Origin of the sequence: Frondihabitans sp. PAMC 28766, assembly GCF_001577365.1 — a bacterium.
Taxonomy (GTDB): Bacteria; Actinomycetota; Actinomycetes; order Actinomycetales; family Microbacteriaceae; genus Frondihabitans.
In genome coordinates this window covers 1,480,271-1,500,018 of sequence record NZ_CP014513.1, presented here as the reverse complement: position 1 = coordinate 1,500,018, position 19,748 = coordinate 1,480,271, and the positions used below count along the sequence as shown (strand labels likewise).

The 19,748-nt window shown below is 69.3% G+C and carries 18 protein-coding genes and 1 pseudogene; 1 reads left to right on the top strand and 18 read right to left on the bottom strand.

Annotated elements, in window-relative coordinates; genetic code table 11:
• Positions 1-28: 28 nt before the first annotated feature.
• From AX769_RS07380 to AX769_RS07315, 14 genes and pseudogenes are all read right to left on the bottom strand, one after another.
• Positions 29-427, bottom strand: coding sequence for a nuclear transport factor 2 family protein (locus AX769_RS07380; protein ID WP_066277699.1), 399 nt, complete (start codon positions 425-427; stop codon positions 29-31).
• Positions 424-1,575: a substrate-binding domain-containing protein gene (locus tag AX769_RS07375; protein WP_066277694.1), complete on the bottom strand. Its 1,152-nt coding sequence runs from the start codon at positions 1,573-1,575 to the stop codon at positions 424-426. Before AX769_RS07375 ends, AX769_RS07380 begins: the two co-directional genes overlap by 4 nt.
• A gap of 141 nt (positions 1,576-1,716) precedes the next feature.
• Positions 1,717-2,490 (bottom strand): alpha/beta fold hydrolase, encoded by a 774-nt coding sequence (locus AX769_RS07370; RefSeq protein WP_066277692.1) that lies wholly within the window; start codon positions 2,488-2,490, stop codon positions 1,717-1,719.
• Positions 2,487-3,857 (bottom strand): NAD-dependent succinate-semialdehyde dehydrogenase, encoded by a 1,371-nt coding sequence (locus AX769_RS07365; protein WP_066277690.1) that lies wholly within the window; start codon positions 3,855-3,857, stop codon positions 2,487-2,489. The genes AX769_RS07370 and AX769_RS07365 overlap by 4 nt, the downstream gene beginning before the upstream one ends.
• Positions 3,858-3,900: 43 nt before the next feature.
• A complete protein-coding gene (locus tag AX769_RS07360) occupies positions 3,901-5,247 on the bottom strand; it encodes an MmgE/PrpD family protein (protein ID WP_066277688.1) in 1,347 nt (448 codons plus the stop codon).
• 104 nt (positions 5,248-5,351) lie between these two features.
• On the bottom strand, positions 5,352-5,732 hold the full coding sequence (locus AX769_RS07355; RefSeq protein WP_066277686.1) for a nuclear transport factor 2 family protein: 381 nt from the start codon (positions 5,730-5,732) through the stop codon (positions 5,352-5,354).
• The gene (locus AX769_RS07350) at positions 5,729-6,730 is read right to left on the bottom strand and encodes a phosphotriesterase (RefSeq protein ID WP_066277684.1); all 1,002 of its coding nucleotides are present in this window, start codon (positions 6,728-6,730) and stop codon (positions 5,729-5,731) included. Before AX769_RS07350 ends, AX769_RS07355 begins: the two co-directional genes overlap by 4 nt.
• The gene (locus AX769_RS07345; RefSeq protein ID WP_157887497.1) at positions 6,727-7,701 is read right to left on the bottom strand and encodes an ABC transporter permease; all 975 of its coding nucleotides are present in this window, start codon (positions 7,699-7,701) and stop codon (positions 6,727-6,729) included. Before AX769_RS07345 ends, AX769_RS07350 begins: the two co-directional genes overlap by 4 nt.
• A 91-nt stretch (positions 7,702-7,792) precedes the next feature.
• Positions 7,793-9,325, bottom strand: a complete 1,533-nt coding sequence (locus AX769_RS07340) for a sugar ABC transporter ATP-binding protein (protein ID WP_066277677.1) — start codon at positions 9,323-9,325, stop codon at positions 7,793-7,795.
• Positions 9,322-10,473: a substrate-binding domain-containing protein gene (locus AX769_RS07335; RefSeq protein ID WP_066277674.1), complete on the bottom strand. Its 1,152-nt coding sequence runs from the start codon at positions 10,471-10,473 to the stop codon at positions 9,322-9,324. The genes AX769_RS07340 and AX769_RS07335 overlap by 4 nt, the downstream gene beginning before the upstream one ends.
• Before the next feature lie 134 nt (positions 10,474-10,607).
• On the bottom strand, positions 10,608-11,387 hold the full coding sequence (locus AX769_RS07330; RefSeq protein ID WP_066277671.1) for an IclR family transcriptional regulator: 780 nt from the start codon (positions 11,385-11,387) through the stop codon (positions 10,608-10,610).
• A gap of 43 nt (positions 11,388-11,430) precedes the next feature.
• Positions 11,431-12,869: pseudogene (locus AX769_RS07325) on the bottom strand (glyceraldehyde-3-phosphate dehydrogenase).
• Positions 12,870-12,934: 65 nt separating this feature from the next.
• Positions 12,935-13,960 carry a class II fructose-bisphosphatase gene (gene glpX / locus AX769_RS07320; RefSeq protein ID WP_066277665.1) on the bottom strand — a complete coding sequence of 342 codons (1,026 nt, stop codon included), beginning with the start codon at positions 13,958-13,960 and terminating at the stop codon, positions 12,935-12,937.
• On the bottom strand, positions 13,960-15,846 hold the full coding sequence (locus AX769_RS07315; protein ID WP_082763550.1) for a phosphoenolpyruvate carboxykinase (GTP): 1,887 nt from the start codon (positions 15,844-15,846) through the stop codon (positions 13,960-13,962). The genes glpX and AX769_RS07315 overlap by 1 nt, the downstream gene beginning before the upstream one ends.
• Positions 15,847-15,959: 113 nt before the next feature.
• Here AX769_RS07315 and AX769_RS07310 point away from each other — a divergent pair, with 113 nt between their 5' ends.
• Positions 15,960-17,402 (top strand): helix-turn-helix domain-containing protein, encoded by a 1,443-nt coding sequence (locus AX769_RS07310; protein WP_066277662.1) that lies wholly within the window; start codon positions 15,960-15,962, stop codon positions 17,400-17,402.
• 27 nt (positions 17,403-17,429) lie between these two features.
• Here AX769_RS07310 and AX769_RS07305 read toward each other — a convergent pair whose 3' ends face one another.
• Genes AX769_RS07305 through AX769_RS07290 form a run of 4 tightly spaced genes read right to left on the bottom strand, consistent with a single transcriptional unit; the run spans position 17,430 to position 19,622 of the window.
• Entirely contained in the window at positions 17,430-18,275 is an 846-nt protein-coding gene (locus AX769_RS07305) for an acyl-CoA thioesterase II (protein ID WP_066277660.1), read from the bottom strand.
• Positions 18,272-18,505 carry a hypothetical protein gene (locus AX769_RS07300; RefSeq protein WP_066277658.1) on the bottom strand — a complete coding sequence of 78 codons (234 nt, stop codon included), beginning with the start codon at positions 18,503-18,505 and terminating at the stop codon, positions 18,272-18,274. Before AX769_RS07300 ends, AX769_RS07305 begins: the two co-directional genes overlap by 4 nt.
• Positions 18,506-18,517: 12 nt before the next feature.
• The gene (gene fabG, locus AX769_RS07295; RefSeq protein ID WP_066277652.1) at positions 18,518-19,276 is read right to left on the bottom strand and encodes a 3-oxoacyl-ACP reductase FabG; all 759 of its coding nucleotides are present in this window, start codon (positions 19,274-19,276) and stop codon (positions 18,518-18,520) included.
• Positions 19,269-19,622, bottom strand: a complete 354-nt coding sequence (locus AX769_RS07290) for a MaoC/PaaZ C-terminal domain-containing protein (RefSeq protein ID WP_369824072.1) — start codon at positions 19,620-19,622, stop codon at positions 19,269-19,271. Before AX769_RS07290 ends, fabG begins: the two co-directional genes overlap by 8 nt.
• Between the last annotated feature and the right edge of the window lie 126 nt (positions 19,623-19,748).

Genomic DNA, 19,748 nt, shown 5'->3' with positions numbered 1-19,748 from the left:
GCCACCGCCGATTCGCTGTGGCCCGCCGTCACAGACCGTTGACCACCCACGTGATCCGCCGCTTACGGAACAGCCACTGGTCGGCGACGATCTCGAGCACGTCGCTGTAGCGCCCGAGGCGGAGGCCCCAGGGGCCCTCGCCCTGCCGCTCGTGGATCACGAGGTCGCTCTCGACCCGCGCCGAGTAGCCGTCGTAGTCGATGATCTCGTTGCAGGTGACGTGGCGCCGGAAGAGCTCGGGGTCGTTGGCGAGCCCGCCACCGCGGATCCTGCGCAGGATCTCGTCGCGGCCCGTCACCGGGTCGGCGTCGCCGTCGTGGAACACCCCGTCCGGGGCGAAGAGGCCGCTCCACTCGTCGAAGCGGCGGTCGTCGAGGTACCGCCCCGCGAGGGCGAGCGTGCGGCGCACGCCCTCGCGGTCGATCACTTCACGCCCCAGAGCTGCTCGTACTTCTTCTCGTAGCCGGCGAAGGTGGCCTGGAAGTCGTTGGTGCCGAGCTTCGTGATGAGCTTGGGGTTCGACGAGGTGAAGACCTGCAGCGGCAGGTTCTCGTTGACCAGCGGCTTGCCGTCGAGGTAGCGGATCATCTCGTCGAAGGCACCCCAGGTGCCCCACGCCGTCGAGCTCGCGACGTCGTACTTCAAGATGTTGTCGTCCTGGACGAGCTGCAGCGGGGCGGAGTCGCCGAGCTGCGAGTACATCGTCACCTTGGTCTTGTCACCCGCGGTGTCGAGGGCGGGCACGATGTACGGTGCGGGCGGGTCGAAGCCGATCATGATCGAGTTGATGCTCGGGTCGGTCTGCATGGCCGAGACGACCTCGGTGGGAAGCTGGTTGGTGATGACGTTCCTGGTGAAGTTGATCGGGTTGGCGTACTTGATCGAGCACTTGCTGCAGCTCGCGAACTGCGCCTTCGACGCCTTGAGCACGGCGACCGGCTCGGCGAACTCGGCGTCGTTGAGCACGAGCGCGTTGACGGTGCCTGAGTGGTCGATCATGGCGGCGTCGGCCATGAGCTTGCCCTCGTCGGTGACGTTCGCGTGGACGTCGGCGTCGACCTGGCCGGATCCGCCGATGTTGTAGTTCGACCCCTGGCTGACCACGGGGATGTGGCGAGCCTTAGCCTCGTTGATGGCGGCCGGGACGAGCGACTCGTCGACGCCGCCGAGGAAGATCGCCTTGACGTTCTCGTTGAGCAGGGTCTGGATGGCCTGCGCGTAGCCGGTCGGGTCGTTGACGACGATCGACTTCGCCTTCCAGCCGAGCGCCTTCGCGACCTGGGTGAAGGCTTCACCGCCGGCCTTGCAGCCCTCCTCGGTGTACGAGCAGTTGACGGCACCGACGAGGATGCCCTTCGGCGCGGCCGCGGCCGTGGTGGGGCCGTCCCACGAGACGGGCTTCTCGGCCGCGGCGAGCTCTTTCGAGTACGACGAGAGGTAGGAGGGCACTTTGGCCGAGCCGCCGGACGCCGACCCGGAGGGGGTCGTACCGGACGAACAACCGCTGAGGACGGCGGCACCGAGGGCGATGAGCCCCAGGGCCGAGAGTGTTCGGGTGACGCGTGTGTACCGCATGGTGGCACCTTTCGACGACGCTGACGATGGTGGAGTAAGGGAGTGACACGGTGACTTTGTTCAGCATGCTGAACGCTGTTCACTATGTCGATGGAACTGTCTCACGCTCGCCGACCGCTGTCAATGCGATCCGACCGAGCGTTACAGAAGTGCAGTCGCGGTGGCGAACGGCTCCTCGAGGGCGACGAGATGCGACGCCGCCTCGAGGTCGACGAAGACGGCGCGAGGGATCTCGAGGGCCAGCCGGCGCATCTGCTCGGTGGTCGTGACGGGATCCTCCGTGCCGTTGACGACGGTCACCCGCGTCGAGATGCGATGGGCGTCGGCCCTCCGGTCGAAGACCCGCAGGGCGTCGGCGCAGAGGGCGTACGACTCGTCGTCGACCTCGGCGAGCTCGCGCAACGCCCGCTCGACATCGTCGGGCCGGCGATCGGCGAAGCCGCGGGCGAACCACCGCGCGGGTGTCGACTCGACGAGCCGAGCGGTGCCCGACGAGCGGACGACGCGCGCCCGCTCGTCCCAGACGTCGGCGCTGGCGATCCTGGCGTCCGAGCTCACGATGCCGAGGCTCGACAGGGCGGCAGGATGCGACAGGGCGAGTTCGATCCCCACGGCACCGCCCAGGGACAATCCGGCATAGTGGAACCTCCGCGCCCCCGCCTGACGGCCGATCTCGACCACTGCCTCGGCGAGATCGTTCATCGAGAACGGCCGCGTCGTCGCGGGCGACGCCCCGTGGCCCGGGAGGTCGTACCGGATCACCCGCAGACCCGGGCGGTTCTCGCGGACGACGGCACTCGCCTCCTGCCACACCCAGGCCGATGTGCCGAGCGACGGCCCGAGCACGAGCAGATCGTCGCCGTCGGCGTGACCGACCGGCGGGTCCTCGATCCAGGAGAGCTCCGGCACCGTCACGCCGCGGGGCCGATCCAGACGGTCTTGGCGTTCACGAACTCACGGATCCCGTACCCGCTGAGCTCGCGCCCGTAGCCCGACTTCTTGATGCCGCCGAAGGGCAGCCGGGCGTCGGACGCCACCTGGCCGTTGACGAAGACGGCACCCGCGTCGATCTCGGGGATGAGCCGCTTTGCGTGCTCGATGTCGGTCGTCCAGAGGGCTGCACCCAGGCCGAACTCGCTGTCGTTGGCCAGCCGGACGGCCTCGTCGGCGCCGCTGACCCGGGTGATGCTGGCGACGGGGCCGAACGTCTCCTCGGTGAAGGCCGCCTGGCCGGGCAGGACGCCATCGATGATCGTGGGCGGGTAGAAGAAGCCCGGGCCGTCGACGGATTCGCCACCGAGCACGACACGGCCTCCGGCGGCGACCGTCCGGACGACCTGGTCGTGCAGCGCATCGCGGAGGTTGGCCCGCGCCATCGGCCCGATCGTCGTCGCCTCGTCGAGAGGGTCGCCGAGCACCAGGGCGCGGGTCTTCTCGGTGAAGAGCGCGACGAACTCGTCGGCCACCGACTCGTCGACGATGAACCGCTTGGAGTTCACGCAGCTCTGACCGACCGTGCCGAAGCGCGCGGCGACCGCGACGGTGCTGGCCTTGTCGAGGTCGGCGTCGGCCAGCACGATGAACGGGTCGGACCCGCCGAGCTCGAGCACCTGCTTCTTGAGCGCCGCACCGGCCTGCGCGGCCACGATGCCACCGACCTCGGTCGACCCGGTGAGCGTCACCGCGGCGATCCGAGGGTCAGCGATCAGGCCCGCCACCTCGGACGTCTCGATGAGGAGGCTCGAGAAGAGCCCCTCGGGCGCGCCGGCCTTCCGCACGATCTCCTCGACGAGGCGAGCGCACCCCGGCACGTTGTTGGCGTGCTTGAGGATCGCGCCGTTGCCGGCCGCGAGCGCCGGCCCGGCGAACCGGAAGAACTGCCAGAACGGGAAGTTCCACGGCATGATCGCCAGCACGACGCCGAGCGGGTCGAACCTCACGCCGCTCTCGGCCGCATTCGACTCGATCGGGTCGAAAGCCAGGTAGCGCTCGCTGTTCGCGGCGTAGTGGTCGAGCGTGACCGCGCACTTCTCGACCTCCGACCTCGCCTCGCCGATCGGCTTGCCCATCTCGAGCGTGATGGTGCGGGCGAACGACTCCTTGTCGGCTCGCAGCACCTCGGCGATCCGGGTCAGCAGTGTCAGCCGCTCGGCGATCGGCGTGCGACGCCAGCCCTTCTGCGCCTCGACAGCGGCCGTCAGGGCGGCATCGACGCGTTCGGGGCCGTCGAGGTCGAATTCGGCGAACTGCTCGCCGGTGGCGGGGTTGATGGAGACGGGCATGGCGGTGGTCCTTTCGACGGGCGGGAAGATCGCGGGGTGGCTTTCAGCAGGAGCGCAGGAGGCGAGACAGCTCGGAGACGGGCACAGGGCCGGCGTCGACGATCAGCGAGACGATCGCCTCGACGTTGTCGACCGCCCAGAACCCCGTGGTCAGGGCGCGCAGCTTGTCGGCCATCTTCTCGACGGTGGGGATCTGCAGGGCCGACCAGTCGACCTCCACGGTCTCGACCTTTCCGTCGTCCATGGTGATCTCGAGCTTCGTGATGAGACGCCCCTCCTCGCTGATCAGCTCGATCCGGTGCGAGAGGTCCTCGACCTCGGGGTCGTCGTACTTCTTCAGCACGTAGTCGAGCGAGTCGATGGCGCGGCCGAGGAGACCGGAGGCGATGCAGAACTGGGTGCTGTCCTGGGCGGCCGAGTAGGTCCGGTACGGCCCCGCGAGGTCGGAGCCCGGGAACTCTTTGACGCCGGGCTTCAAGAGGGCCCGCACCGACTTGATCCTGGTGCCGTCGATGCCCTGCTGGTGAGCGGCGACGGCGGTGTTGGTCGAGCCGATCTTGCCGCCCGAGATCGGGTAGGGCTTCGCCGAGACCCCGGTGATCTGCCAGTCGCTCGGGAACTCGACGACGCTGCCGGCCGGGATGTCGGCGAAGCCCTGCAGGAACCCGGCGGGTCCCTCGAACACGAGGTCGCCGGTGCGGACGCCGCCGCGGGCGAGGTGGATCGCGAGGATCCCCTGGCGGGCGGCGATCCCGGCCTGCACGTACGGCTCCATCGTGCCGTGGGCGAAGCCCTCCAAGAAGCCGAACGACATGTTCGCCGCCATCGCGATCGCGGTGATCGTCTCGTCGCGACCGAGCGACAGGATGCTCGCGGCGGCGGCGGCCGCACCGATCGTGCCGAACATCGACGTCGTGCGCAGCTTGCGCTTCTTGATGCCGGCCGCGGCGATGACGCCCATCCGCAGGTGCACCTCGTAGCCGACGAGCACGCCGCGCAGGAGGTCGTCCATCGAGACGTGGCGGCCGATGATCGAGGGCGCCGACTCGGCCGCGGCGAGAGCCGCCGGCACGATGACCGCGCCCGGGTGGTCGGACGAGCCCAGGTGGATGTCTTCGAAGAGGATCGAGTGCACGGCCGTGCCGTTGATCAGGGCCGCCTCGCTCGCGGCGGTCGTCCGGCCCGTCGGCAGCACGGTGCAGCCGCCCTGGGTCGCGAACGACTCGCCGGCGGCCACGAGCGCCGAGGTGGTCGGCACCTCGCGCGAGGCGACTGCGGTGCTCAGCGCGTCGAGCAGCCGGTCGCGGGCCGAGTCCTGGATCTTCTCGGGCACGGCGTTCCAGTCGAGCGTGGTGATGAAGTCGGCGATGTCGTCGATCAGTGGAGACATGTGCGGTACCTCTCTAGTGCTTCTGTCGCGGTTCTTTCCGGGTGATGGCTCGACGCAGACCGGCGCCGCACGGAAGTGCGGCCCGGAACGGTCGGAAGAGCGGGTCAGGTCGCCTCGTGCACGACCTCGAGTCGGCGGTCGCGAAGGAGCCAGCCCGACGGCGTGCGCACGAGCACGTCGTGGTAGATCCCGAACATGCGGAGGGCGAAGCCGTGCTCGGCGTCGAGGAAGGTGAGGTAGCAGGTCAGCGACGCGTTGTCGCCGTCGACGTCGACGATGTGGTCGGAGGTGGTGTGGCGGCCGTGCACCGGGTAGGTCGTGAACATGGCCCGCAGGGCGTCGTGCCCGCGGTGCACCACGTCGGTGTCGCTGCGGCCGAAGCTGCCGTCGGGGGTGAAGCAGGCGAGCCACGACTCGACGTCGTCGTCGTCGCCGGCGCGACCGCAGAGGGCCACGAGCTGGCGGATCGCGTCGACGTCGTTCATGCGGCGACCTCCGTTCGACTCGGCGCCCCGGCCAGGAACGAGCGCGGGTTGACCCGCATCATCTGGTCGATGTCGTCGGGCGACACCCCGAGCTCGCCGAGCCGGCCGAGCACGTACTCCGAGATGAACCGGTGATGCCAGTCGGGCAGAACGCGCTCTCGCACGTCCTTCTCCCAGTTGACGGTGTAGCAGTTCGTGTCGTGCGAGAGCACGATCCGCGAGGCGTAGCCGCGCTTCACGAGCTCGGCCACCACACGGCAGCGGTTCTCGGTCGGCAGGATGGTGTCCATCCCGAAGCGGTCCATGCCGATGTACGACCCGGCGTCCATCAGCTCGGTGAGGTAGCCGAGATCCTCGGAGTCTCCTGAATGGCCGATCAGCACGCGGCCGAGGTCGACCCCTTCCGAGCCCAAGATCCGCTGCTGGTCGTGCCCACGGAAGGTGCCCGCGTCGGTGTGCGTGCTGATGGGTGCTCCCGTGCGGAGGTGCGCCGTCGCCGTCGCCCGCAGCACCCGGTCGACATCGTCGGTCACGCCCCGCTCGCCCGTCGCGCACTTGATGACGCCCGCCTTGACGCCCGTCTCGGCGATCCCCTGGACGATGTCGCGGACGAGGAAGGCTTCGAGCGGGTCGTCGCCGCCCATGAGACGCCCTGGGCCGCGGCGGCGGAAGAACGGAGGCAGCTCGTCCATCGTGTAGATGCCGGTGGCGACGACGATGTTGAGCCCGCTGCCCTCCGCCGCCCGTCGCACCAGGTCGACATTCCGCCCGAGGCCCAGCACGGTGAGGTCGACGAGGGTGTCGATGCCGGCCTCCTTGAGCCGTCGCAGCTGGTGCTGGGCGTCTCGCACCTCGGAGTCCTCGTCGAACCAGCCGGGGTAGTTGGCGTCGAGCTCGGGCTCGACCAGCAGCACGTGCTCGTGCAGCAGGGTGCGCCCGAGGACGTCGGCGTCGATGGGGCCGCCGATCGTCTCGACGAGCCCGCTGCCGGCGGTCATTTGGCGCGTCTCGCCAGCAGCTGGGCGGTGCCGACAGCCAGCAGCAGCACTCCGCCGTCGAAGAGCGGCTGCACCCAGTAGGCGGCGCCGTTCAGCTGGAGGCCGTCGATGCCGACCGCCACGAGAGCGACGGCGACGCCGGTGCCGAGCACGTTGAAGCGGCCCGTCTTGATGGTGGTCGCACCGAGGAAGCCCGCGGTGATGGCCGGCAGCAGGAAGTTCGGGCCGATGCCCGCGCTGGCCGAGCCGACCCGGCCGAGCTCGAGCCATCCGGCGAGCGCCGCGAGCACGCCCGCGATGACGAAGGTCGAGCCGACGGAGCGCCCGATCCTGACGCCCGCCAGCTGGCTGGCCCGGGGCGAGAGGCCGACGGCCAGGAGGCGGCGTCCGTACGTGGTGTGCTCGCCGATGATGTAGAAGAGGATGAAGAGGACGATCGCCGGGATCAGGATCAGCGGCACGCCCCCGACGGTGCCCTGCGCGAAGTTGATCAGAGCGGGCGGGATGTTCTTGATCAGGATCTCGCCGTGGGTCAGCTCGAGAGAGATGGCGCTGACCACCGTGCCCATGCCCAGGGTGGAGATGAACGAGCTCACCCCGAGGATGGTGATGAAGAAGCTGTTGACCAGCCCGATCACGGCCCCCATCACGAGCACGATCAGGAGGGTGAGCGGGAGGGGCACGCCGTCGTTCGCGAGCACGGCGGTCACCACCGCCGACAGCTCGAGCGTGTAGCCGATGGAGAGGTCGAACTCTCCGGCGAGGAGGGGCAGCAGGCCGGCCAGCGCGAGGATCAGGGCCACGCTGTTCCCACCGAGGATGAGCTGAAGGTTCGCTCCGGTCAAGAACGTCGAGCTGTTGAGCACCGCGAACACGATGATCAGCAGGATCGCCACGGCGACCACGGCGTACTTCGACAGGAGGGTGTTCAGCCAGACCCGCTGCCCGGCTTTGTCGACGTCCTGGTGCATGAGCTCCTGCGGTCGGGTCTTGGGGAGGCGCCGTCTCAGAGGCTCCTTCTCGTCCGATCCGTTCGGAGCGTCGGTGCTGGGGGTGTCGAAGTCATTGTTCGTGTCCGATCGTGGTGCCGCCCACAAGGAGGGCCTGTTCGATGTTGTGTGTGGAGAGACGTTCGTCTTCGAACGTCGCGACGATCCGGCCTTCGCTCATCTGCAGCACCCGGTCGCACACCTGCACGGCCTCTTCGATGCTGGAGGTCAGCACGAGCACGGCCGAGCCGCGGCGCCGCAGCTCGTCGACGAGCCGGTAGATGATCGCGCGGGCGCCGGCGTCGACGCCCTCGGTGGGCTCGTCGAGGACGAGCACCCGCGGCGGGTTCGCCATCCAGCGGGCGACGAGCACCTTCTGCTGGTTGCCGCCGCTCAGCTGGGCCATGAGGGCCTGGATGTCGGCCGGGCGCACGTCGTAGTCGCGCACCAGGGCCGTCGCCTGCTCGACCTCGCGGCGCTTCGAGATGAACCCGCCGTTCGACACGGCGGGCAGGTTGATGAGCGTCGCGTTCTCTTTGACCGTGCCGGCGGGCAGGATGCCCGAGCCGAAGCGATCCTGGGGCACGTAGGCGACCTTGTTCTTCATGGCCTCCTGCACGGTGAAGCGCCGCATGCGCACGCCGTTCAGCTCGAGGGTGCCGCCGCTCAGCTTCTCGAGCCCGAAGAGCGCGCGGCCGAGAGCGCTGCGACCGCAGCCGGCCCGGCCGATGATGCCGACGATCTCGCCCGAGCGCACGCTGAGCGAGACGTCGTGGAGGCGTTCGCTCTCGAGGTGCTCGGCTGCGATCAGCGGCTCGCCGAAGACGCCCGTCGACTCGGAGTCGGTGGCCACGATCTCGTGGCCGGCGACGAGGGTGACGAGGCTGTCGACGGTGAAGGCCGAGATCGCGTCGGAGGCGACGACCTTGCCGTCGATGAGGACCGTGACCCGGTCGGCGATCTCGAAGATCTCCTCGAAGCGGTGGCTGACGTAGAGGACGCCGGCGCCGAGGGCCTTCACCTTGCGCACGATGTCGAGCACGCTGATGACCTGGTCTCGCGGCAGTGCCGCGGTGATCTCGTCGAGGATCAGCAGACCGAGGTGGTCGAGGCCGTCGTACAGGGCGCGCGCGAACGAGACGGCGACCCGCTCCCAGACGGCCAGCGAGCCGACGAGGACGTCGGGCGACCGGTCGAGACCGACGGCTTCGAGAGCCTGGATGCAGCGGGCCCGCGACTCCTTCCAGTTCACGAGCACACCGCGGTGCTCGAACCCGGCGGCGAGCGCGACGTTCTCGAGGATGCTGAGCTCGGGGATGAGGCCGAGGTCCTGGTGCACGACGCGGACGCCGAGATCGGCGACCGACTGGGCGGTCGGCGAGGACGGGAAGTCGTGGCCGCGGACGGAGAGCGTGTCGACCTGGGTCGCCTCGTGGAAGCCGGAGAGGATCTTGACCATCGTCGACTTGCCCGAGCCGTTGGGCCCGACGAGAGCGTGGATCTCGCCGACGCCGACGACCAGGTCGGCGTCGGTCAGGACGGTCCGGCTGCCGAAGCGCTTCGTGAGCCCCGTGGCGACGAGAGCGGGCGCGGTCTCGGTCGTCACTTGACGCCCCAGAGCGTCTTGTACTTCGCCTCGTAGCCGGCGTAGGTGGCGGCGAAGTCGTTGGCGCCGAGCTTGTCGACGGCGTCGGGATGGGCCGACGAGAAGAGCTGGATGGGCAGGTTCTCGTCGACGAGCGGCTGGCCGTTCAGGTAGCGGATGATCTCGTCGAACGACCCCCACACGCCCCACGGCACGCTGGCCGCCACGTTGTACTTCAGGATGTTGCCCTCTTTGACGAGCTGCAGCGGGGCCGAGTCGCCGAGCTGCGAGTACATCGTGACCTTCGTCTTAGCGCCTGCCGCGTCGAGGGCCGGGACGATGTACGTCGCGGGCGGGTCGAAGCCGAGCATGATCGAGTTGATCGCCGGGTCGCGCTGCACGGCGGTGACGACCTGACCCGGCAGCTGGGTGCTGATGATCGTGCCGGTGAAGTTGATCGGCGACGCCTGAGTGATCTGGCACTTGGTGCAGGCGGCGAACTGCTTCGAGACCGCGTTCAGCACCTGGACGGGCTCAGCGAACTCGGCGTCCTTCAAGAAGACCGCGTGGACCTTGCCGGCGTGGTCGACCATCGCCGCGTCGGCCATGAGCTGGCCCTTCACGGTCGGGCTGCCGTGGACGTCGGCGATGACCTGCCCCGGGCCGCCGATGTTGTAGTTCGAACCGACGCTCACGACGGGGATGTGTCGAGCCGCGGCGGCCTTCATCTGGTTCGGCACGAGCGTCTGGTCGACGCCGCCGAGGTAGATCGCCTTGACGCCCTGGTTGATCAGGCTCTGCATGGCGTCGCCGTAGCCGGTCGGGTCGTTGACGATGATCATCTTCGCCTTCCAGCCGAGCGCCTTCGCGACGGCGCTGAAGGCCTGGCCGCCCGATTTGCATCCTTCGACGGAGTACGAGCAGTTGACCGCACCGACGGTGATGCCGGTCGGCGCTTTGGCGGGCTTCGTCGGCCCGGCCCAGGTGACGGGCTTCGCAGCGTCGTCGAGGGCCTTCTGGTAGGGCTTCAGGTAGGAGGGCAGGGCGCCCGAGTTGGCTGCCGTGCCGGGCGTCGACGCAGCGCCCGAGCTGCACGCGGTGAGCCCGAGAGCGCCGACGGCCAACAGGGCCGCAAGGGCGGCTACTCTGACGGAGCGCAGATGACGCATGAGGGAACACCTTTCGACGACGTTGACGAGGTACTTCTCAGGTGTCCGTGTTCAATATGCTGAACAGTGTCCAACCTGCTGACAGAACGATGGCAGTATCGGCCCCCGCTGTCAAGCTGCGTCGCCGGGTCGAGCTAGCGGGAGCTGCCGCCGAGCCGTCTCGAGAGCTCGGTGGCGATCGCCGTCGCCGATTCGCCGAACGCCCGTTCGCGCTCTGCGGTCAGGTGGGTTCCGAGCACACCGATCGCGATGGCCGCAACCGCCTCGTGCCGGCTCGCCGCCGAGAACACGGGCGCCCCGAAGCACGTCATCGCCTCGCGCAGCTGCCCGTTGTCGATGGAGTAGCCGCGGTCGCGCGTCTCGGCCAGCTCGGGCAGCAGCTGGTCGAGACCGCTGACGCTCGCCGCCGTGTTGGGCGCCGGCCACTCCTGCGAGAACAGGTCGACGACGCTCTGCTCGTCCATCGTGCTCATGATCGCCTTGCCGGTCGCGGTGAACGGCGCGGGGAAGCGCAGACCCTCGCGGAAGCGCACGCCGAGCGGATCCGTCCCCGGGCGACAGCCCACGTACATGACCTCGCGCCCGGTCAGGATCGAGAGGTTGATGGCCTCCGGCCGGTCGAACGTGTCGGCGACCTCCGAGAAGGCCTGGCTCAGGCTGTTCTGGGTGTCGAACGCGTTCGACCAGACGAGCACGTGCGGGCCGACGGCGTACGACGTCTGCCCGACGCGCACCAGGAGGCCGAGATCGACGAGCGTGCGGCAGAGCCCGTGGACGGTGCTGCGGGGCAGGCCGAGCTCGCGCGCGAGGTCGGAGACGCCCCGCGGCTGCGTGCCGTCGCAGATGGCGTCGATGATCGATTTCGCACGGACGAGCGCCGGCACCGGCTTCGTCTCGAGGTTGGCCGTGGTCATGCGGACAGTGTCGCACGCCGTTCGGCGCACGACGATGTCGATGTCAGCTCGCGCCCTCCGTCGCCCGGGCGATCTCCTGGTCGCCGACGGGCACCGGCAGCGACATGGGGTGCCCGCCGGTCATCTCCTGCAGAATCCTGAAGACCTGGCGGCTGTAGCCCGACTCGTTGTCGTACCAGACGTAGAGCACGACGTGCTCGGAGCCGTCGGCGATGGTCGCGAGACCGTCGACGACTCCGGCACGACGGGTGCCGAGAAAGTCGGTCGAGACGACCTCGGGCGACTCGATGTAGTCGATCTGCCGACGCAGGGCCGACGACAGCGACACGTCGCGCAGATAGGAGTTGATCTCGTCCCGCGTAGCCGCCCGGTCGAGGGTCAGGTGCAGGATCGCGAGGGAGACGTTCGGGGTCGGCACCCGCACAGCGTTGCCCGACAGCTTGCCCGCCAGCTCGGGCAACGCCTTCTCGGCAGCCCGCGCGGCTCCGGTCGCCGTGATCACCATGTTCAACCCGGCGGCCCGCCCGCGGCGGTCGGCCGAGTGGAAGTTGTCGACGAGGTTCTGGTCGTTCGTGAACGAGTGCACCGTTTCGACGTGGCCGTGGGCGACGCCGAAGCGGTCGGACATCACCTTGAGCACGGGCACGATCGCGTTCGTGGTGCACGAGGCGGCGCTCAGGATCGTGTCGTCGCTGATCCGGTCGTGGTTGATGCCGTGCACGATGTTCTTGATCCCCCCTTTGCCGGGTGCCGTCAGCAGGACGCGATCCACGCCTCGGCTCAGGCGGTGCTGCTCCAGCCCCTCGGCATCACGCCAGCGGCCGGTGTTGTCGACGACGATCGCGTCGTGGATGCCGAACGCCTCGTAGTCGACCTCGGCGGGCGAGTCGGAATAGATGAACTGGATCAGGGTCCCGTTGGCGAGGATCGTCTCGTTCGCGACGTCGACCGAGATCGTGCCCTCGAACGGGCCGTGGATGGAGTCACGCCGCAGGAGGCTCGCCCGCTTGACCAGGTCGTTCGGCCCGCGCCGCTTGACGACGACGGCTCGGAGCGTGAGGGGAGCCGCCTCGCCGGCGCGCTCGATCAGGATCCTGGCGAGCATCCGGCCGATCCGGCCGAACCCGTACAGGACGACGTCTCGCGACTGGACGGCGAGCCGGCTGCTCACCGGGCCGTTGCCCGACCCGCGGGCCAGGAACAACTCGTCGGCGACGAACTCGGAAAGCGACGCGCCGGTGATGTCCTCGCGAAACCGCAGGGCGAGCTCGGCGACGTCGACGGAGGCGGGAGCCAGGTCGAGGCGGGCGAGCTCGGTGAGGATCGCCAGGGTCTCGGTGACCGGCAGCTCGGTCTCCTCGACGCGGCGGGTGAATCGGTGGGCCTTGAGGATGCCGACCGGCGATTGGCCGAGCAGCGGCCGGCCGTAGAGCGAGACGACGACGTCGTGGTGGCGATAGAGGCGCCCGATGAGGGGATCATCGACTCGGCGGCCGCCAGCTTGTCCGCCCAGGTCAGCTGCAGGGTCTCGCGGAGCTCGGGGTCGGTCATGCGCCGGCCTCCGAGTCGAGCCACTTGGCCTCGAGGTGGTCGGCCGTCACACGCCTCTGGGTGCCCGACAGCGAGCGCAGGATCAACGACTCGGTGCGGATGACGCCGTTCTCGCGTCTCACTCCCGCCACGAGCGCGCCGTCGGTGACACCGGTTGCGACGAAGTACGTGTTGTCGCCCGCCACGAGGTCGTCGCCCGTCAGCACGCGATCGAGGTCGTGCCCGGCGTCGATGGCCTTCTGCCGCTCGGCGTCGTCGCGGGGCCGGAGCCGCCCTTGGATGACACCGCCGAGCGCCTTCACGGCGCACGCGGTGATGATGCCCTCGGGGGTGCCGCCGACGCCGATGCACATGTCGATGCGCGAGTCGGAGCGCGCGGCGTTGATGCCGCCCGCGACGTCCCCGTCGAGGAGCAGGCGCGTGCTGGCACCCGTCGCACGGATCGCGGCGATGAGGTCGACGTGGCGCGGGCGGTCGAGCACCGCGATCTGGAGGTCGTCGACCCGCACGCCTTTGGCAGCGGCAAGGGCGCGGATGTTCTCGCCGACCGGTCGATTCAGGTCGATGACGCCGGCGCCCTCCGGGCCGGTCACGATCTTGTCCATGTAGAACACGGCGCTCGGGTCGTACATCGAGCCGCGGTCGCTGACGGCGATGACCGAGATGGCGTTCTGCCGGCCGGCCGCGGTCAGCGAGGTGCCGTCGATGGGGTCGACGGCGATGTCGCAGGCCGGCCCGTCGCCGGTGCCGACCCGCTCGCCGTTGAAGAGCATCGGGGCGGCGTCCTTCTCGCCTTCGCCGATGACGACCGTGCCGTCGAAGTTCACGGTGTTCAAGAACTGCCGCATGCCGTCGACGGCCGCCCCGTCGGCGAGGTTCTTCTCGCCGCGGCCGATCCACGGTGCGGCACGGATGGCCGCCGCTTCTGTCGCCCGCACCAGCTCCATGCCGAGGTTGCGGTCGGCGCGGCCGCCGAAGGGCCGGCTGTCGTGCTCACCGGTGGGATGCGAGAGGAGAGTCATCAGGCGGCCACCTGCGTCGAGGCCGAAGCCGTCTTCGAGCGGGAGGCCGCAGCGCGCAGCCCGTAGCGCATCGAGCGCAGCACGTCGGCGAATTCGTCAGGCACCCGGTCGCCGAAGCCGGCGAAGAACTCCTCGGTGAGGTCGCACTCGTCGAGCCACGACTCGGGGTCGACCGCGAAGAGGGCGTCGAGATCCTGCGCTTCGAGGTCGAGGCCGTCGAGGTCGAGGTCGCCCTCGCGCGGGAGCCGACCGATGGGGCTCTCGACGAAGCTGATGCGCTTCTCGATGCGCCGCACGATCCACTCGATCACGCGGGAATTCTCGCCGAAGCCCGGCCACAGGAAGGCCCCGTCGGCGTCTTTGCGGAACCAGTTGACCTGGAAGATCTGCGGCGCCCTCGTGCCGAGCTGCCGCCCGATGTCGAGCCAGTGCGACCAGTAGTCGGCCATGTTGTAGCCGGCGAACGGCAGCATCGCGAACGGGTCGCGGCGCAGCTCGCCCACGGTGCCCTCGGCAGCGGCGGTCTGCTCGGACGAGATCGTCGCGCCCATGAAGACGCCGTGCGTCCAGTCGCGCGCCTGCGCCACGAGGGGCACGTTCGTCGCGCGGCGCCCGCCGAACAGGATGCCGTCGATCGGGAAGCTGGTGTGGGCGTCCTCCGCCAGCGTCGGGCAGCGGTCGATCGACACGGTGAAGCGCGAGTTGGGGTGCGCGGCGGGGCGGCCCGAGTCGGGCGTCCAGTCGTCTCCCGTCCAGTCGATGAGGTGAGCGGGGGCCTCTTTCGTCATGCCCTCCCACCAGACGTCGCCGTCGTCGGTCAACGCGACGTTGGTGAAGATGGTGTCGGCCTCGATCGTCTCCATCGCCGTCGGGTTGGTGTCGTAGCCGGTGCCCGGCGCGACCCCGAAGAAGCCCGCCTCGGGGTTGATCGCGTGCAGGCGCCCGTCCTCGCCCTTCTTGAGCCAGGCGATGTCGTCGCCGATCGTCTCGACCGTCCACCCCGGGATCGTCGAGCGGAGCATGGCGAGGTTCGTCTTGCCGCACGCCGACGGGAAGGCGGCGGCGAGGTGGAAGGCGTGGTTCTCGGGGCTGGTGACCTTGATCAGCAGCATGTGCTCGGCCAGCCAGCCGTCGTCACGACCCATCACCGACGCGATCCTGAGGGCGAAGCACTTCTTGGCGAGCAGCGCGTTGCCGCCGTAGCCCGAGCCGAACGACCAGATCTCTCGGGTCTCGGGGAACTGCACGATGTACTTCGTCGGGTTCGACGGCCAGACCGGGTCGGCGGTCTCGGCCCCCTCCGCGTCGCGCAAGGGCACCCCGACGCTGTGCACCGTGGCCACCCACGGCACGCCGGCGTCGATCTCGCGCAGGATCCGGTCGCCCAGGCGGCTCATCTTCGCCATGCTGATGACGACGTACGGTGAGTCGGTGAGCTCGACGCCCAGCTGGCTCAGCTCGCCGCCGATCGGCCCCATCGAGAAGGGGACGACGTAGAGGGTGCGGCCGCGCATGCTGCCTGCGAAGACGCCGTCGAGCTCGACGCGCATCTGGGCAGCGTCGCGCCACTGGTTGGTCGGGCCGGCATCGGCAGGATCGACGGAGCAGGTGAAGGTGCGGTTCTCGACCCGGGCCACGTCGTCGGCCGACGTGCGGGCGAGAAAACTGCCGGGGCGCTTCGACTCGTCGAGCGGGATCAGCTTGCCCGCGGAGACCATCTCGGCGGTGAGCCGGTCGATCTCGTCGGCCGAGCCGTTGCACCACAGGATCCGGTCGGGCTGGGTCAGCCGGGCGACGTCGGCCACCCAGGTTTCGAGCCGCACTCGCGGGGCCCCGGACACGACGTTCTCGGTCGTGCGGTAGGGGCGGTTGGGGTTCGTGATCATCCTCGATCTCCTTCGTCGGCTCTCGTGGCCTCATGTCGAGCCTGCGATAAAGCACGCAGCGATCGACAGAAAAAGGATAAAAAAATCGCCTGTTTTTTCGATACAGTCAATCCATGTCACTCACTGTCGATGTGAACACCCTCGGCCACCGCATCCGCCACTACCGGCTCGAGCAGCAGCTCACGCTCAGCGAGCTCGGCTCCCAGGTCGGTATCTCGACCAGCCAGCTGTCTCTCGTCGAGAACGGCAAGCGAGAGCCGCGCGTCTCGCTGCTGGGCGACATCGCCCGGGCCCTCGGCGTCTCGGTCGGCGAGCTCATGCGCGACGAGGCGCCCGACCCCCGCTCGGCCCTCGAGATCGAGGTGGCCAGGCTTCAGGCCGGCAGCCTCTTCGCCTCTCTCGGCCTCCCGCCGATCAAGCCGACCGCGGGAACCCCTTCCGAGACCCTCGAGGCGGTGATCGGGCTGCACCGCGAGCTCGAGCGCCGGTCGAAACTCGCCATCGCGACGCCGGAGGAGGCGCGGCGTGCCAACACCGAGATCCGGCTGCGGATGCGGGCACAGGCCAACTACATCCCGGAGATCGAGGCGATCGCCGAAGAGCGGGTCATCGCCACGGGCCACACGACCGGGCCGCTGTCGCACCGCGAGGTGGCGACCATGGCCGAACAGCTCGGCTTCTCGCTCGTCTACGTGCAGGATCTGCCCCACTCGGCCCGCAGCGTCACCGACCTCGCGAACGGGCGGATCTACCTTCCGCCGGCATCGATCCCGGGCGGGCACGGTCTCCGCTCGATGGCCCTGCAGGCGATGGCCCACCGCATCCTCGGGCACCACCGGCCCGTCGACTACGCCGAGTTCTTGCAGCAGCGCCTCGAGATCAACTACTTCGCGGCCGCCTGCCTGATGCCGCGGTCGGCCGCCATCGACTTCCTCGAGCAGGCGAAGAAGCAACGCGCCCTCTCGGTCGAGGACTTCCGCGACGCCTTCGGCACGACCCACGAGTCGGCGGCCCTCCGCCTGACGAACCTGGCTACGTCGCACCTCGACATCACAATGCACTTCCTCCGGATCGGCGACGACGGCGCCATCCAGAAGGGCTATGAGAACGACGGCCTGCCACTTCCCGTCGACGTCACCGGCGCCATCGAGGGCCAGGTGGTCTGCCGCAAGTGGAGCGCCCGCACGGCGTTCGACCACGACAACCGCACCACCGAGTTCTACCAGTACAACGACACCCCCGCCGGCACGTTCTGGTGCGCGACGCAGACCGGCTCGACGCCGGGCGGGCAGTTCTCGATCACGACCGGGGTGCCGTTCGCCGACGCGAAGTGGTTCCGAGGCCGCGAGACCACCTCGCGGGGCCGCTCGACCTGCCCCGACGAGGCGTGCTGCCACCGCCCCGACGCACAACTCTCGGAGCGCTGGGCCGACAACGCCTGGCCGAGCGCCCGCCTGCACGCGCACATCCTGTCGCCGCTTCCCACCGGCGACTTCCCCGGGGTCGACGACACCGAGGTCTACGCCTTCCTCGACCGGCACGCGACGTCGCTGTGACGAGGGGCTCGTCGGCTCACCCCGTCTCTAAGTCGCCGGCGGCTTGAGCCGCACCATTCCTTCCTGCACGATCGTGGCGACGAGCCGGCGGCTCCGGTCGTAGAGCGACCCTGAGACGAGCGCCCGGCCCGATCCTGCCCACGGGTTCTCCTGCACGTAGAGCAGCCAGTCGTCGACGGGTGCGTCGGCGTGCCACCACATCGAGTGATCGAGACTCGCCACCCGCAGACGCGGTTCGTCGAAGGTCATGCCGTGACGGCGCACCGGCAGCTCCATCAGGGTGAAGTCGCTGCCGAACGCCAGGGCGGCGCGGTGCACCGGGGCCGCCGCAGCAAGAGGCGACGGCGCACGCAGCCAGACGGCTTGACCCGTCGTGGCGCTCGAACTCGGCCCAGAGGGAACCCGCCTGATGTCGAAGATGCTGCGATGCGACATCGCCACCCCGTCGCCGTCGGAAAGGTCACGCGGCAGCGACTCGGGGTCGGGGAAGTCGCCGACGAGAGCCGACTGGTGGTCGACGCCCGATGCAGGCGCCTGGAACGACGCCTCCATCGTGAAGATGATGTCGTCGCCCTGCAGTGCGGTGACGCGTCGGCTCGAGAACGACCCTCCGTCGCGGAGGGTCTCGACCCGATAGAGCACAGACCGACGCGAATCGCCCACGGCAAGGAAATACGCGTGGACCGAGTGCACGGAGCGCTCGACCGGCACGCTCGCGGTCGCGGCGACGACGGCCTGTCCGAGGATCTGGCCGCCGAACAGCCGTCCACCCCGCCCCGGGTACGAGGCGCCTTCGAAGGCGCCTCGACCGAGGTACTTGAGGTCGAGCAGGTCGGTGAGTCGCGAATCCAGCCCGCGCGCGCCGGCGGTCATCGTTCGAGCACGACGGCGAGGCTCCGCGCCACGTTCCGGTTGTCCTCTCCGGCCTGGTTGGCGTCGCCGAGGATCACGTCGTCGATCAGCGACGGGTAAACGTCCGGGTGCCGGGCCATCAGATCGCGCAGCACCGTGGCGGCGAGATCGTCGGGTCGCACTCCGGCGAGCGCCCTGCCGAATCGGCCGAACGGCGTTCTCAGCCCGTCGTAGACGAAACTTGCTGTCATGGGATGGTCCCCTCAGATGTTGCGGCCGCCGGCGATCTCGACGACCACCCCGGTGACGTAGCTGGCGAGGTCGCTGGCAAGGAAGAGGGCGACCTTCGCGACCTCTTCCGGTTCGCCGAAACGACCGAGTGGGACGTCTGCGAGCCGCTGCGCCCGGATCTCGTCGCTGAGCTTCTGGGTCATCGCGGTCTCGATGATGCCGGGCTGCAGGGCGTTGACCCGGATCCCGGCGAAGCCGACCTCTTTCGCGGCGGCCTTGGTCAGGCCGACGATTCCCGCCTTGGCGGCGCTGTAGTTGGTCTGGCCGGGGTTGCCGACCTTGCCCGAGATCGACGACATGTTGATGATCGCGCCGCCCGTGCCCTGCTCGCGCATGATCGACGTGGCCGCCTTGGTGCCCAGCCAGGTGCCTCGCAGGTGCACGTCGATGACGAACTGGAAGTCGTCGACGCTCATCTTCCGCATCGTGAGGTCGCGAGTGACTCCGGCGTTGTTGACCATCACGTCGAGGCGGCCGAACGTCGTCGTCGCGGCGGCGAGCAGCGCGTCGACGTCGTCGGGCACCGTCACGTCGCATGCCACCCCGAACGCTCGAGGGCCGATGCCGAGCCGAGCTGCCGCGGCCATGGCCCTATCGCCGTCGAGGTCGCCGATCACGATCGAGGCGCCGTTCGCCGCGAACAGCTCGGCGATGGCGTAGCCGAGACCCTGTGCCGCACCGGTGACGACCGCGATCCTGCCCTCGAGCAACCCGCCGCCCGGTTCAGACATGGGTCGCCACGCCGACGCGGTCCGGCACGAGCAGCGTGATCGAGTCCGCGACGCAGCCCGGCGTCGTGGCGCCGTCGATCTCGACGGTGTGACGCACCACGATCCGCATGCCGCGCTCGCCCGGGTCGGCCGAGAGGAGCGTCGCCCGGTCGCGCACCCGCGAGCCCGACGGCACGATGGCGGGGAACCTGACGCGATCGAGGCCGTAGTTGACCAGCATCCTGAACCCGGCCAGCGCGTAGGCGTCCCGCGCGAGCTTCGGAATGAGCGACAGCGTGAGGTATCCGTGGGCGATGGTCTCGCCGAACGGGCCCCCCGAGCGGCGTCGAGGTCGACGTGGATCCACTGGTCGTCGCCTGTCACGTCGGCGAACCCGTCGATCACGGCCTGCGACACCTCGAACCACGACCCTGTGCCGAGCTCGCGGCCGACCGCGCCGACGACTTCGTCCGTTCCCGTCAGCGTCAGCATG